This is a genomic window from Streptomyces sp. SID5643 (assembly GCF_009872555.1).
GTDB lineage: Bacteria > Actinomycetota > Actinomycetes > Streptomycetales > Streptomycetaceae > Streptomyces > Streptomyces iakyrus.
Genome location: NZ_WWIC01000176.1, coordinates 33,218 through 47,745, shown reverse-complemented (window position 1 = coordinate 47,745; position 14,528 = coordinate 33,218). Strand labels below are relative to the sequence as shown.

General features: G+C 72.5%; 13 protein-coding genes and 1 pseudogene. 7 read left to right on the top strand and 7 right to left on the bottom strand.

Annotation, left to right across the window (positions count from 1 at the left end):
• Positions 1–3: 3 nt before the first annotated feature.
• The 4 genes and pseudogenes from GTY56_RS21180 to GTY56_RS21165 all read right to left on the bottom strand — a co-directional run bounded on the left by GTY56_RS21180 (position 4) and on the right by GTY56_RS21165 (position 4,590).
• Entirely contained in the window at positions 4–1,080 is a 1,077-nt protein-coding gene (locus tag GTY56_RS21180; protein ID WP_161366935.1) for a Zn-dependent alcohol dehydrogenase, read from the bottom strand.
• Positions 1,081–1,112: 32 nt separating this feature from the next.
• Complete coding sequence (gene chsH3 / locus GTY56_RS21175; protein ID WP_161366934.1) at positions 1,113–1,970, bottom strand: enoyl-CoA hydratase ChsH3; 858 nt, start codon at positions 1,968–1,970, stop codon at positions 1,113–1,115.
• 221 nt (positions 1,971–2,191) lie between these two features.
• Positions 2,192–2,932 (bottom strand): class I SAM-dependent methyltransferase, encoded by a 741-nt coding sequence (locus tag GTY56_RS21170; RefSeq protein ID WP_161366933.1) that lies wholly within the window; start codon positions 2,930–2,932, stop codon positions 2,192–2,194.
• 218 nt (positions 2,933–3,150) lie between these two features.
• Positions 3,151–4,590 (bottom strand): annotated as a pseudogene (locus GTY56_RS21165) (MFS transporter).
• Positions 4,591–4,776: 186 nt separating this feature from the next.
• Here GTY56_RS21165 and GTY56_RS21160 point away from each other — a divergent pair.
• From GTY56_RS21160 to GTY56_RS21130, 7 genes are all read left to right on the top strand, one after another.
• Entirely contained in the window at positions 4,777–6,516 is a 1,740-nt protein-coding gene (locus tag GTY56_RS21160; RefSeq protein WP_161366932.1) for an MFS transporter, read from the top strand.
• A gap of 102 nt (positions 6,517–6,618) precedes the next feature.
• Positions 6,619–7,269, top strand: a complete 651-nt coding sequence (locus tag GTY56_RS21155; protein WP_161366931.1) for a class I SAM-dependent methyltransferase — start codon at positions 6,619–6,621, stop codon at positions 7,267–7,269.
• 107 nt (positions 7,270–7,376) lie between these two features.
• Complete coding sequence (locus GTY56_RS21150; protein ID WP_161366930.1) at positions 7,377–7,664, top strand: hypothetical protein; 288 nt, start codon at positions 7,377–7,379, stop codon at positions 7,662–7,664.
• Between the two features lie 63 nt (positions 7,665–7,727).
• Positions 7,728–8,678, top strand: a complete 951-nt coding sequence (locus GTY56_RS21145; protein ID WP_161366929.1) for an N-acetylmuramoyl-L-alanine amidase — start codon at positions 7,728–7,730, stop codon at positions 8,676–8,678.
• Positions 8,679–8,836: 158 nt separating this feature from the next.
• Entirely contained in the window at positions 8,837–9,673 is an 837-nt protein-coding gene (locus GTY56_RS21140) for a hypothetical protein (RefSeq protein WP_161366928.1), read from the top strand.
• 96 nt (positions 9,674–9,769) lie between these two features.
• Entirely contained in the window at positions 9,770–10,780 is a 1,011-nt protein-coding gene (locus GTY56_RS21135) for an LLM class F420-dependent oxidoreductase (protein ID WP_161366927.1), read from the top strand.
• 46 nt (positions 10,781–10,826) lie between these two features.
• A complete protein-coding gene (locus GTY56_RS21130) occupies positions 10,827–11,117 on the top strand; it encodes a hypothetical protein (protein ID WP_161366926.1) in 291 nt (96 codons plus the stop codon).
• Positions 11,118–11,212: 95 nt separating this feature from the next.
• Here GTY56_RS21130 and GTY56_RS21125 read toward each other — a convergent pair whose 3' ends face one another.
• Genes GTY56_RS21125 through GTY56_RS21115 form a run of 3 tightly spaced genes read right to left on the bottom strand, consistent with a single transcriptional unit; the run spans position 11,213 to position 14,450 of the window.
• On the bottom strand, positions 11,213–12,280 hold the full coding sequence (locus GTY56_RS21125; RefSeq protein WP_161366925.1) for a prenyltransferase/squalene oxidase repeat-containing protein: 1,068 nt from the start codon (positions 12,278–12,280) through the stop codon (positions 11,213–11,215).
• Positions 12,277–13,011, bottom strand: a complete 735-nt coding sequence (locus GTY56_RS21120; protein WP_161366924.1) for a class I SAM-dependent methyltransferase — start codon at positions 13,009–13,011, stop codon at positions 12,277–12,279. Before GTY56_RS21120 ends, GTY56_RS21125 begins: the two co-directional genes overlap by 4 nt.
• Positions 13,005–14,450, bottom strand: a complete 1,446-nt coding sequence (locus tag GTY56_RS21115) for a glycosyltransferase (protein WP_161366923.1) — start codon at positions 14,448–14,450, stop codon at positions 13,005–13,007. The genes GTY56_RS21120 and GTY56_RS21115 overlap by 7 nt, the downstream gene beginning before the upstream one ends.
• Between the last annotated feature and the right edge of the window lie 78 nt (positions 14,451–14,528).

The following is a 14,528-nucleotide window of genomic DNA, read 5'->3' as shown; positions in this document are numbered from 1 at the left end:
TCCTCACATCTCGATGCAGGTACGCAGGGCGGTCCCGGTCCGCATCTGGTCGATTGCCTCGTTGACGTCGGCGAAGGGGACCCGGTGGGTGATCAGGCCGGACAGGTCGATGCGGCCCGCCCGCCACAGGGCGATGGTGCGTTCGTAGGAGCGCAGCACGTCACCGCCGCCGTACAGGGAGGGCAGGATCCGCTTCTCGTCGAAGAACAGCTCGAACATGTTGAGCTGGAGGAAGTCGTCCATGGCTCCGGCGCCGACCACCACGAGGGTGCCGCCGCGCCGGGTGTGGTCGTAGGCGGTGCGTGCCGTGGCGGACTTGCCGACGACCTCGAAGACGTGGTCGAAGCCCTCGCCGGCGGTGATCTGCTGCTTGGCGTCGGGCAGTTCGTCGGGGGAGACGGCCCGGGTGGCGCCGAAGCGGAGGGCCGCCTCCCGGCGCGAGGGCACGGGGTCCACGGCGACGATCTCCGCGGCGCCCCGGAGCCGCGCACCCTGGATCACGGAGATGCCGACGCCGCCGCAGCCGATGACCGCCACCGACGAACCGGCCTCCAGGTACGCCGTGTTGAGCGCGGCGCCGAGGCCGGTGGTCACCCCGCAGCCGATGAGGGCGGCGATGTCGAAGGGCACGTCGTCGGGTATCGGCACCGCACAGCCGGCGTCGACGACGACCTCCTCGGTGAAGGTGCCGGTGCCGGCGAAGCCGAAGACGTCCCCGCCGGGGCGCTTGAAGTTGGGGGTGCCCGCGTTCATGAACCCGGCCAGGCACAGCTCGGTCTGGCCGCGTTTGCAGGCGGGGCAGGAGCCGCAGGCGGGCAGCCAGCACACGACGACCCGGTCACCGGCCTTCAGATGACGCACGCCCTCGCCGACTTCGAGGATCTCCCCCGCCCCCTCGTGCCCGGGGACGAACGGCGCGGGCTGCGGGAGCACTCCGCTCATCGCGGACAGGTCCGAGTGACACAGCCCCGTGGCGCGCACCCGGATCCTCACCCTGCCGGGCCCGAACCCCACCGCCTCGACGTCGTCGAGGACCTCCAGTTTGTCCTGGCCGATCTCGTGCAGTACGGCTGCGCGCATGGTGCGGGCTCCCCTCGTACGGCGTGCTGGAGTCAGGTGTGTTCGACGACGGTGTCGGCGAGGACGGGCGCGTCGGCCCTCTCCACGGCGCTGACGGCGACCCGGGTGGAGTCGGGTGCGTGCCACATGCGGATCCGCAGGGTCTCCCCTGGGTACACGACCCCGGCGAAGCGGGTGGCGTAGGACCGCACCCGGGTCACGTCCCCGCCGAGCAGCGTGTCGACGACGGCCTTGAGCGTGATGCCGTAGGTGCACAGGCCGTGCAGGATGGGCCGTTCGAATCCGGCGACCTTGGCGAACTCCGGGTCGGCGTGCAGGGGGTTCCAGTCGCCGGAGAGGCGGTAGAGCAGGGCCTGGTCCTCGCGGACCGGCCGCTCCACGGTCCGGTCGGGTTCGCCGGTGGGGGGATCGAGGCGGACGGAGGGGCCGCGGTCACCTCCCCAGCCGCCCTCGCCGCGGATGAAGATCTGGGCGTCGTTGGTCCACAGCGGGCCCTGGCTGTCGGCGACTTCGGTGCGCAGCACGAGGACGGCCGCCGTGCCCTTGTCGTACACGGCGGCGATCCGGTGGGTGGCGGTGGCGGTGCCCGTCGCCGGGATGGGCCGGTGGACGAGCAGGCTCTGGCCGCCGTGCAGGACACGGGCGAGGTCGACGTCGACGCCGGGCATGGAGAGGCCGCCGGTGACGCCGGGTTTGCCGGCGCCCGCGACGGTGGCGAAGCTCGGCAGGACGTGCAGCCGGGACTCCAGGGTGTAGCGCAGCTCGTCGGGGTCGGTGGCGGGGCTCCCCGCGCCGATGCCGAGGTGGTAGAGCTGCACGTCCTTGTGGTCCCAGGAGATCTCGCCGGTCCGTGGTCCGGCGGCGAGCGCCTTGGCTGCGTCGATGGGCATGGGGCTCCTGATCGCCGTGAGGAAGGACCTCGGTACGGCCGTCCGCACCGTCGGCCGCACCGAGGCCGTCTGGGGCCGGACCGGGCCGCCAACTGAAACGCGTTCCAGTCCCGCGCCCTCTGTATAGCCGAGGCCCCGGCAGTTGTGAAGGCTCCTGACACCGCGTCAGATCGGTGTCGCGGGGACTTCTGCCTGCCGGGGCCCGTGGAGGGGAGCGAGGCCTACGCCCGCTGGAACAGCCCTGTCCACAGGAAGGACCTCCCGAAGTACTCGGACTCCTCCGGCTCGTCGCGCATCCGCCGCAGTTCGAGCTCGGTCAGGCCGGAGAAGATTCCCCGCAGCGCCTCGGGCGTGTACGCGAGGCCGCCCCGCAGCCCGGCCCCCTCGCGGTAGAAGTCGGTGTCGGACAGCTCCGACCCCATCCCGCCGGCCCCCGCGGCGAAGCAGGTGAGGCCGAAAAGGCCTCCGGGCGCCAGGAGTTGCTCCAGGAGAGCGAGGTAGCTGACCCGGCGGTGCGGCGGCAGATGGTGGAAGCAGCCGGAGTCGTAGACGAGGTCGTACGGGCCGGTGAGGTCCTCGCCGGCGAGCGCGAACGCGTCCCCGTGGTGGAACCGCACGTTGTCCGCCCCCGTTTCGCGGGCCCGCTCCCCGGCCCAGTCGAGGGCCGTCGAGGAGAGGTCGACCGCGTCGACGTCGAAGCCCCGCGCCGCCAGGTACAGCGCGTTGCGCCCCGGCCCGCATCCCAGATCCAGCGCCCGGCCCCCGCCGAGCACCCCTCGCTCCACGGCGGCCACCAGGCTTTCGTCCGGTCGCGCGGCGAAGAACGGCACCGGCCGGGAGCGGTCGGCGTAGAAGTCGTCCCACCAGTCGGCGCCGCGCCCGGTCCACCGATCGGCCTCGGGTGCGAACAAGCCGTCGAGCAGGGCGAGTACGTCGTCGACGGTGCGTATGTTCCGGTCCATCCGGCCCCCCTTCCGCTTCCGTCGACGGTACGGCCAGACGCGCTGAAAGACCAGGTCAGGCCTGGTTTCCCGGCAGCAGCGGGAGGCCGTGTGCGGGCCGCCGCGGGGCGCGCACGCCCCCTGGAAAGGGGTCCGTCCGGCCCCGGGCCGAAAGAGCGGCGGCGCACCCGTGGCGGGTCGTCACGCCCCTGTTCCGGGCCACACCGGCCGCACTGTTTTCAGGAGGCGGCCTCCCGCTCCCCCGCGGTCCGCGGCAGCCACGCCCACATGAGCGCGACGCCGGCCGTCAGCACCACGGCCCCGACCCGGAACGCCAGCGCGTAGCCCTCCGTCAGGGCCCGCGGAGTCGCGCTGCCCGCCGACTCGGCCGCCGCCAGGGTGGACAGGACCGCCAGGCCCAGGGAACCGCCCATCGTGCGGGACGTGTTGACGAGGCCGGAGACCAAGCCGGCCTCCCCGGGCGCGGCACCGGACGTGGCCAGCGAGGCGAGCGGGGTCGCGGCGAGGCCCGCGCCGAGCATCATGAGGACGCCGGGGACGAGGATCGCCGTGGCGTAGGAGCCGTCGGGCGTCATCGTGGACTGCCAGGCGAACCCGGCCACGGCGACCAGGGTTCCGAGCGCTGCGACGTTGCGCGGGCCGATCGGCCGCATCAGGCGGGGCGCGAGCTTGGAGCCGAGGATGACGGCGAGGGAGCTCGGGACCAGGGCGAGGCCGGCCTCCAGCGGGGTGTAGCCGAGAACGTTCTGCGCGTAGAGGGTCATGAAGAACCACATGCAGAACATCGCCGAACCGCACAGGAACATCGAGACGTTGGCGGAGGAGACCGAGCGGATGCGCAGCAGGCCGAGCGGCATCAGCGGGCTCGTCGTACGGGCCTCGACCGCGAGGAACGCCCCGAGGAGGACCAGTCCGGCGAGCAGCGGCACCAGGGTGGCCCGTGCCGTCCAGCCGGCCGCCTCCGTCTGGGAGATGCCGTAGGCCAGCGTGGCCAGGCCGGCCGTGACGAGCAGCGCGCCCGGCAGGTCGAGGCGCCGGCCGTCCCCGGCCCGGCCCTCGGTGAGGAACCAGGCGGCGGCGCACAGCACCACGGCCCCGACGGGCACGTTGATCAGCAGCACCCAGCGCCAGGAGAGCGTCTCCACGAGCAGCCCGCCGACCAGGCCGCCGGCCGCGCCACCGCCGGCCCCGACCGCGGTCCACGTCCCGATGGCCCGGGCCCGGGCCGCCCCCTCGGGCACGGAAGCGGTGAGGATCGTCAGCGTCGAGGGCGCCAGCACCGCCGCGCCCAGCCCCTGCACGGCCCGCGCCACCAGCAGCTGCCAGTCGTCCTGGGCCAGTCCGCCGGCCGCCGAGGCCAGGGTGAACAGGCCGAGCCCGACGAGGAACATCCGCTTGCGGCCGTAGAGGTCCCCGGCCCGGCCGCCGAGCAGCATGAACCCGGCGAAGGCGATGGCGTAGGCGTTCACGACCCACTGAAGGCCCTGCTCGCCGAGCCCGAGCCCGGTCCGCATGGACGGCAGGGCCACGTTGACGACGGACACGTCCAGCACGACGAGGAACTGCCCGGCTCAGGTGAGCGCCACCACCAACCAGGTGGGAGGCGCGGTGCGGCGAGGTGTGCGGGTCACTTCGGCGGCTTCGAGCATGAGGGTCATGCTCTCAACCGCTCCGAGCCCCCTGCATCGGGAATTCGGCGTAGGCCTCGCGCCGGCAGGCACCCGGCCCCTTCCCAAGGAAAGGTCAAGTTTTCGTTAGGGTGCCGAAGCAACGGAATAGTTGCCTCGACATACAAGGTTCCCACTTCACGTAACCCGACGCTCCCGGCCTGGAGGCCCTCCTCAATGACGCAGACGACGACAGACCGCCCCGCCGGCAGAGCGAGCGGGGCCGTGGTCCCGGTGCTCGCCTTCGCGGGCATCGTTGTCGCGGTGATGCAGACCCTGCTCGTTCCGGTGATCAAGGATCTGCCGCAGCTGCTGGACACCGCCCCCAGCAACGCCACCTGGGTCCTCACCTCGACCCTCCTGTCGGGAGCGGTGGCCACCCCCATCATGGGCCGCCTCGGCGACCTCTACGGCAAGCGCCGCATGCTGATCCTGAGCCTGGCCGTGATGGTCGTCGGCGCCCTGGTCAGCGCGCTCACCAGCGATCTGCTGCTCATGATCACCGGCCGTACGCTCCAGGGCTTCGCGATGGGCACGATCCCGCTCGGCATCGGCCTGATGCGCGACATGCTGCCCCGCGAGAAGCTCGGCTCGGCGATGGCGCTGATGAGCTCCTCCATAGGCGTCGGCGGCGGCCTCGCCCTGCCCGCCGCCGCCCTCATCGCCCAGCACAGCGACTGGCACGCCCTGTTCCACGGCGCAGCCGGCCTCGGTGCGCTGGCCATCGCCCTGACCCTGCTCGTCGTCCCGGAGTCCCCGGTGCGCGCCGAGGGCTCCTTCGACCTCCCGGGCGCGCTCGGCCTGTCCGCCGGGCTCGTGCTGTTCCTGCTGCCGATCACCAAGGGCAGCGACTGGGGCTGGACCTCCGGCACCACGCTCGGCCTGTTCGCCGCCTCGGCGGTGGTGCTCGTGCTGTGGGGCGTGATGGAGCTGCGCCTGAAGGCCCCGCTGGTCGACCTGCGCACCACGGCCCGCCCGGCCGTCCTCTTCACCAACCTCGCCTCGATCATGGTCGGCGTCTCCTTCTACGTCGTCTCCCTGGTCCTGCCCCAGTTGCTCCAGCTGCCGGCGTCCACCGGCTACGGTCTCGGCCAGTCGATGGTCGTCGCGGGTCTGCTCGTGGCGCCGCTCGGCCTGACGATGATGGTCACGGCGCCCGTCTACGCCCGGCTGTCCGCGAAGTACGGCCCCAAGGTCACCCTGGTCCTCGGCCTGCTGATCATCGCGATCGGCTACGGCGCCGGTCTCGGCCTGATGAGCGCCGCCTGGCAGAGCCTGGTCATCTCGGTCCTGCTGGGCGCGGGCATCGGTCTCGCCTACTCCTCGCTGCCCGCGCTGATCGTCGGCGCGGTCCCGGCGTCGGAGACGGGTGCGGCCAACGGCCTCAACACCCTGATGCGCTCCATCGGTACCTCGGTGTCGAGCGCCGTGATCGGCATGGTGCTGGCGGACACCGCGAACAACGTCGGCGGCGTCGAGATCCCGACCATGCACGGCTTCCGGGTCTCCTTCCTGATCGCGACGGGCGCGGTGGCCGTGGGCCTGCTCCTGGCACTGTTCCTGCCGGGCCGACGGCCTTCGGACAAGCCGCAGTTGCGCGCGAGCAGCGAGGAGGACGCGGCGCTGGAGCGCGCCGAGCGGGTCCTGCGCGGTTTCCGTGGCCGGGTGCTGACCGCGGACGGTGCTCCCGTCGCCCGCGCCAAGGTCACGCTGATCGACCGCCGCGGCCGCCAGGCCGGGGCGACGCTCTCCGCCGAGGACGGCAGCTACGCGCTCGCCGTCCCCGCGCAGGGCTCCTACGTCGTGGCCGCACGCGCCGCGGGGCACGGTCCGCTCGCCTCGTCCGCGACCCACGCGGGCGACGAACGCCCGGTCGACCTGGACCTGTCGCTGCCGGGCGAGACGGTGTCCGCCTGACCCGCCGTCCCACTCCGTTACTCACCGGTACCCCCTGTCGTCCTCCCGGCAGGGGGTACGGCACGATGGCGCCCTGACCGTCGTACGACCGAGAGGAACCCCATGCCCGCGGCGCCGAAGCCCGAGATCCTGGCCGCGTTCGAGGCGGCGAAGGGGTTCATGCCCGCCGGCGAGGGCCTGGCCCTGTACGCGGCGGCGGTGGAGGCCGGGCGGCTCGGGCTGCCGCTGCTGGAGGTCGGCACCTACTGCGGCCGGTCCACGATCCTGCTCGCCGACGCGGCCCGCGAGGCCGGGGTCAGCGCGCTCACCGTGGACCATCACCGCGGCAGCGAGGAGCAGCAGCCGGGCTGGGAGTACCACGACCCGGAGACCGTCGACCCGGAGGTCGGGCTGATGGACACACTGCCCACGTTCCGGCGCACGCTCCACCGGGCGGGCCTGGAGGAGCACGTGGTCGCGCTGGTCGGGCGTTCCCCGCGGATCGCCGCGTTCTGGCGGACGCCGCTGGGGTTCGTCTTCATCGACGGCGGCCACACCGACGAGCACGCAGGCGCCGACTACGAGGGCTGGGCCCCGCACGTCGCCGAGGGCGGCCTGCTGCTCATCCACGACGTCTTCCCCGACCCGCAGGACGAGTTCACCGGCCAGGCCCCCTACCGGATCTACCTCCGGGCCCTGGCCTCCGGCGCGTTCACCGAGGTCTCGGCGACGGACTCGCTGCGGGTGCTGCGCCGCACCGGCCCGGGCATCTGAGAGACCGGCTGGGCGGGTGAACTGCGCCCTCCGCACCCCTGCCCGGTCGGCCCACGGGCGGCGTGGCGCGTCGGCGGACGACCGCCACTGCCCAAGGATCCGGGCGCGTGGCACACACCTTCGCAGAGCTCGTGGAGAAGCAGCGCGCGGCGGACGAGGCGTACGCCCGCGTGCGTCACCTCCAGGACGCCTACGGGCCGCCCACCCAGACCAAGTGGAGCGACCAGCAGACCACCACCTGGGAGACGGCCTGGCGCGCCTGGCGCGATCTCGCCCGGGACGTCCAGGCGGCGGTGACCGGGTACGCGAAGCAGGAGGGCACACCGCGCCAGGAGGTGGAGGCGCGGGTGAAGGAGGCGGTACGGCACGGGGACGCCGACGGGAACGGGGCGTAGCCGCCACACCGTCGGGCCGTCCTCGGCCCGCTGCCCCCGCGCGTGGCCGCTAGGGTGGCAGGCGTGTCGTACGCAGGCCCGGACTTCGAACCTCCCCAGAACCGCCGCCCCCGCCGGGGCCCCCTGACCGTCGCGCTCGCCGCGCTGGTGCCGGGGGCGCTGCTCGGCTGGCTGGTGTACGAGACGGTGGGCGGCCCGGGGGACGACGGGGGTTCGGACCGGGCGACCGTACGGTCCTCCCCTCCCGTCGCGTCGAGCGCGCCCTCCGACGACGCCAAGGAGCCGGGTGCCTCACCGGAGCCCACCGCCACGCCCTCGGCCTCCGCGCCCGCCGCCACCGGCCCGCTCAAGGGCAAGGTCGTCGTCATCGACCCGGGGCACAACCCGGGCAACTTCCGGCACGCCGCCGAGATCAACCGCAAGGTGGACATCGGGACGAACTCGAAGGAGTGCGACACCACGGGCACGTCCACCAACGACGGTTACACCGAGGCGACGTTCACGCTGGACGTGGCGCACCGGATGCGCACGCTGCTGGAGAAGCAGGGCGCCACGGTGAAGCTGACCCAGGACGACGACCGGCCGTACGGGCCGTGCGTGGACGAGCGGGCCCGGATCGGGAACCAGGCGAAGGCCGATGCGGTCGTCTCGATCCACGCGGACGGCTCGGGGGCCGGCAACCGCGGCTTCCACGTGATCCTGCCCGGTTCGGTCGACGCGGGTGCCGCGGACACCCGGGCGATCGTCGGCCCCTCCCGCGACCTCGGCGAGCGCGTCGCGGGCCGTTTCGTCGCGGTCACCGGCAGCGCGCCCTCCAACTACGTCGGCGACGGCGGCGGTCTCGTCACGCGTAAGGACCTGGGCGGTCTCAATCTGTCAACGGTTCCGAAGGTGTTCATCGAGTGCGGCAACATGCGCGATAGCAAGGACGCTGCGTTGCTCACCAGCGGCGCGTGGCGACAGAAGGCGGCGCAAGGGATCTCCGAGGGAATCGTGAGTTTTCTGCGCGGGTAGTCCGAGGCCGGCAGATCCCGGCGGACACCCTGATGGGGCGGACGATAGGGTCCTCCTTACGATGAGGGGCCACCCCCGCGCTTCACACCGAGTCCGGACGGCGGCATGGTGACAGCGACGCCTCTACCGACGATGAGACGACCTACGAAGGACCTGAAGTGAATATCCGCTCCCTCACTCGGGGCGACGGCGTGGTGATCGGAGCAGCGGTATTGCTGTTGATCGCGTCGTTCCTCGACCTCTACTCGTTCGACAATGTCCCCGACAGCGTCGACCTCCCCAGCCTGTGGGGCAGCGGCCCGGTCGTGTTCAGCGTCGTGCTGGCCGGGATCATCGGCGCCGCGCTCGTCGTCGTCGGCCGGGGCCTTCCGCAGGCCCCGAAGGTCGCGGGGCTGGAACTCGTCCCGTTCGGCATCGCCTTCACGGTGTTCGCCGCGTGGAGCGCGCTCGGCAACATCTTCGACGTGCCGGGCGGCTTCGACAACATCGGCGAGAACGGCAGCTCCGGCGCCCCGAGCCCCGGCATCGGCATGTTCCTCGCCCTCGTCGCCACGCTGCTGATGGCCGCCGCCGCCCTCGCCACCCCCCTCGTCCCGGCCCTCAAGGGCGCCCTGCTCCCGGCCCCCCGTCCGGCCTCCCCGCAGCCCTACGGCGCGCAGCCTCCCGGTGGTTACGGCTACCCGGGCGCGCAGCAGCCCGGCGGTTACGGCCAGCCGCAGCCGGGGCAGCCCGGGCAGCCGTTCGGCGGCCAGCCCCAGCAGGCGCAGGCCCAGCCGCAGCCGCAGCAGCCGGCCGGGGACTTCTCCCCGTTCTGGTTCGCGGTGCCGGTGCCGCGGCCGCTGTTCGCGGAGGACGGCTCGCCCACGCCGATCGCCGAACTCGCCCCCGGGACCTGGTACCTGGCCGTCGAGCAGCGCGGTGCGGCCCTGGTCGCCCAGACGCAGGACGGCCGCCGCGGCGTCCTTCAGGACACGTCGGGCATCCAGCGCGGCTGAGCCCTTCAGCGCCTCTCGGCCCCTCGCCCTTCCGGGCGGGGGGCCGTTGTCGTACAGTCGGCGACCCGTCAGCTGACACACCGTCAGGAGGCAGGCATGCGGCTCGGTCTCGCGCTCGGCTACTGGGGCCGCGGCCCCTCCCCCGACCACGTGCGCCTCGCACAGGAAGCCGAACGGCTCGGCTACGACTCGGTCTGGACGGCGGAGTCCTGGGGCTCGGACGCGTTCACCCCGCTCACCTGGATCGCGGCCCACACCTCACGGATCCGGCTCGGCACGGCGGTCGCGCAGATGGCGGCCCGGTCACCGGTGACGACCGCGATGCACGCCCTCACCCTGGACCACCTGTCCGGCGGCCGCATGATGCTGGGCCTCGGCCTCTCCGGCCCGCAGGTCGTCGAGGGCTGGTACGGCCGCCCGTTTCCCGCCTCGCCGCTCACCGCCACCCGCGAGTACGTCGACGTCCTGCGGCAGGTGCTGCGCCGCGAGGCCCCCGTCGAACTGGCGGGCCGCTTCCACTCCCACCCCTACCGGGGCCCCGACGCGACAGGCCTCGGCAAACCCCTCAAGCCGATCACGCACCCGCTCCGCGCCGATCTGCCCGTCCTGCTGGGCGCCGAGGGCCCGAAGAACGTCGCCCAGACGACCCGGATCGCCGACGGCTGGCTGCCGCTGTACTGGTCGCCGACCCGGCCGGAGGTCTACGGTCCGGCCCTGGGCGACCTGCCCGAGGGGTTCCTGGTCGCCCCCATGGCCCAGGTCCGGGTCTGCGACGACGTCGCCGAGGGCCTGCTGCCCGTCAAGGCGATGCTCGGCTTCTACATCGGCGGCATGGGCCACGCGGCCCGCAACTTCCACGCCGACCTGATGGCCCGCATGGGCTACGAGGCCGAGGCCCGCCGCATCCAGGAGCTGTTCCTCTCCGGCCGCAGACAGGAGGCCGTGCTGGCGGTCCCCGACGCCTTCGCCGACGAGATCTCCCTGGTCGGCCCGCGTGAACGCATCGCCGAGCGGCTGGAGTCGTGGCGCCAGGGCCCGGTGACGGACCTCCTCGTGCTCAGCCCCGATCCGCACACCCTGCGGGTGCTCGCCGAGTTGAACGCCTGAGCGAATCCCCTGGTTTCATCCAGAGTTCAAGGGCAATCCGGAAGGTATGTCCCCTCGATATCGCAACGGTGCGACGCAAGCCGGCACGATCGTGGCGGTCGTGGCCGACATCATGGCCCTGATCCTGGGTCTCTGGATCCTGATGTACCTGCTGGACGCGAACCCCGGCAACTCGTTCGTCCAGTTCATCCACGACGCGGCCCGCTGGCTCGCCGGCTGGTCGCACGACCTGTTCACCTTCGACGAGGCGTGGGCCCGAGTGGTCTGCGGTTACGGCCTGGCGGCGGTGGTCTACCTGTTCGTGGGCCACGCGATCGCCAACAGGGTCCGCCACTGACAACGCCCAGAGGGGCTCGCCCGAAGGGGCGCGGGGAACTGCGCGAGCAAACCCACACAACCCGCGCCCGCACAACTGGCGAGCCCTCCGAGCTCCTAGGCGCAGCAGTCCGACTCAAGCCCCACAGGCAAGTCCCCACCGAACACCTGGCACGTGGCCTCGTGACCCCCCAACGCGGCCACGGCCAGCAACAACGACCCCGCCGTCCACGTCGTCAACTCCCGCGGCCAGATCGCGTCGTCGTCGAACACGTACCCGGTCCAGTACAGCCCGCTGTCCTCGTCCCGCAGATGCCGGATCGACTGAAGGATCTCCAACGCCCGGTCGGACTCCCCCATCGCCCAGAGCGCCAGCGCGAGTTCGGCCGACTCACCCCCCGTCACCCACGGATTCGGCACCACGCACCGCACGCCCAGCCCGGGGACGACGAACCGGTCCCAGTCTCCCTCGATCCTGGCCTTGGCCTCCGCGCCGGTCAGCGCACCGCCGAGCACCGGGTAGTACCAGTCCATCGAGTACCGGTTCTTGTCGAGGAACCGCTCGGGGTGGTGGCGTATGGCGTGCCGCAGCGCACCCGCCGCCAGCTCCCAGTCGGGTTGGGCCTCTTCACGCTGCTCGGCGATGGCCAGGGCGCAGCGCAGCGCGTGGTGGATGGAGGAGCTGCCCGTCAGCAGGGCGTCCGTCGTCTGCGTACCGTCGTCGTCGCGCCGCCAGCCGATCTGCCCGCCGGGCTGCTGGAGGCGCAGCACGAACTCCACGGCCGCGTACACCGCCGGCCACATCCGGTCCAGGAACGCGTCGTCGCCGGTGGAGAGGTAGTGGTGCCAGACGCCGACGGCTATGTAGGCGACGAAGTTGGTTTCCCGGCCCCGGTCGGTGACCGCGTCGGGGTCGCCGTCGGTGTAGGCGGCATACCAGGAGCCGTCCTCGTTCTGGTGCCGGGCCAGCCACAGGTAGGCGCGTTCGGCGGCCTCGTGCTCACCGGCCGTGTCGAGTGCCATGGCCGCTTCGACGTGGTCCCACGGGTCGAGGTGGTGCCCCCGGAACCAGGGGATCGCGCCGTCCTCGCGCTGCACGGCGAGGATGCCGGCGACGGTCGCGGCGGCCTGCCCGGCGGTGAGGACCCCGGGCAGGACGAGGTGTTCTGTCCGGGGGGTCGTCACTTGGCGTCCACCCGGGGCAGGTGCGGCTTGGTCGCGTACGCCACGAAGCTCTTGCCGATCAGCGGGTTCAGCGCCTGCTCGGCGACCCGGGTGGCCAGCGGCTTCTTCATGATGTCCCAGACGAGCAGCTTGTGGTACGCCCGCACCGGCAGCGCCTTGTCGTTGTCGACGCCGAAGGCGCACTTGAGCCACCAGTAGGGCGAGTGCAGGGCGTGGGCGTGGTGCGTGCCGTAGGGCTCCAGGCCGGCCTCGCGGATCTTCTCCACCAGCTCGTCGGCCTTGTAGATGCGGATGTGGCCGCCCTCGACCTCGTGGTAGGCGTCGGAGAGGGCCCAGCAGACCTTCTCGGGCCCGTAGCGCGGGACGGTGACGGCGATGCGCCCGCCGGGCTTCAGCACCCGCACCATCTCCGCGAGGACGCCCTTGTCGTCCGGGATGTGCTCCATCACCTCGGAGATGATCACGACGTCGAAGGACTCGTCGGGGAAGGGCAGCGCGAGGGCGTCGCCCTCCATGGCCGTGGCGGTGGCGCCCTCGGGGGCCTCGCCGGCCTCCTTCATCGCCGCGAACCACTTGGCGACCTCGCGGATCTCGTCGGCGTTCTGGTCCAGGGCCACGACCTGCGCGCCCCGCCGGTAGCACTCGAAGGCGTGCCGGCCGGCACCGCAGCCGAGGTCCAGGACGCGGTCGCCCGGGGCGAGCGGGAACCGGGAGAAGTCGACGGTCAGCACGTGGCCCTGCTTTCGGAGTTGACGCCTTCTACATCTGCCGGGGCTGCGGGGACAGCACCGGCTGTGCCTGCCGGGGCTACGGCTGCGGCACCGGCCGAGGGGGCCGAAAGGCCGGAAGTGTGCGGGACGGTGCGCACCCCGGCCCGGTCGATCGCCTCGCGGTAGCGGGCCACCGTGCCCTCCGCGGCCCTGGCCCAGGTGAAGTGCCGCAGGACCCGTTCGCGCCCGGCCGCGCCGAGGCGGGCGCGCAGCTCCGCGTCGCCCAGCAGCCGGCCCAGGCCCGCGGCGAGCGCGCCCGCGTCGCCGGGCGGTACCGCGAGGCAGGTCTCGCCGTCACGGCCGGCGACCTCCGGAATGGCGCCGCCGGTCGTGGCGAGCAGGGGCGTGCCCGTCGCCATGGCCTCGGCGGCCGGGAGCGAGAAGCCCTCGTAGAGCGACGGCACGCAGGCGACCTGCGCCGAGCGCACGAGGTCGACGAGTTCCGCGTCGGAGATGCCCTTGACGAACTCGACGGCCCCGGCGAGGCCGTAGCGCTCCATCGCCTGGGCGACCGGCCCTTCGGTGGGACGCTTGCCGACGACGACGAGATGGGCGCCGGGGTGCTCGGTCCGCACCTTGGCCAGTGCCTCGACGAGGTGCACCAGGCCCTTCAGCGGCACGTCCGCGCTGGAGGTCGTCACGATCCGCCCCGGCACGACCGGCACCGAGGGGTCGGGCGAGAACAGGTCGGTGTCGGCGCCGATGTGGACGACGTGGATGCGGTCCGGCCGGACGCCGAGGTGGTCGATGATCTCCTGCTGCGAGGTGCCGGACACGGTGAGCACGGACGGCAGCCGACGCGCGACGCGCTTCTGCATGCGCGTGAAGCCGTACCACCGCCGTACCGAGGCGCGCCGCTTCCAGCCGTCCGCAGCGTCCAGCTCCAGCTGCCGGTCGACGGTGATGGGGTGGTGGACGGTCGTCACCAGGGGTGCGCCGACATCGCCCAGCAGGCCGTAGCCGAGGGTCTGGTTGTCGTGCACGACGTCGAACTCGCCGCGGCGGGCGCGCAGATGGCGGCGGGCACGCAGCGAGAAGGTCAGCGGTTCGGGGAAGCCGCCCGTCCACATCGTCGCGACTTCCAGCGCGTCGATCCAGTCGCGGTACTCGCCGCGTCCCGGTGTGCGGAAGGGATCCGGCTGGCGGTACAGGTCGAGGCTGGGCAGCTCGGTGAGACGCAGCCCGTCATAGCCCTCGTCGAGGACGGGGTAGGGCTGGGCGCCGATGACCTCGACCCGGTGGCCGAGGCGGGCCAGTTCGCGGGAGAGATGCCGGACATAGACGCCCTGTCCGCCGCAGAACGGGTTTCCTTTGTAGGTGAGGAGCGCGATGTGGAGCGGTCGCAAGCCGTCGGCGGCGGGGCCCTCCGTAGCCCCGGCCTGACTGGCCTCAGCGGTCACTCTGGGCCCCCTTCTCCCTGCACTGTCCCGCGAGATTACGCCGGGACGCTAATCTAGAACAAGTTTCAGACTTGATCG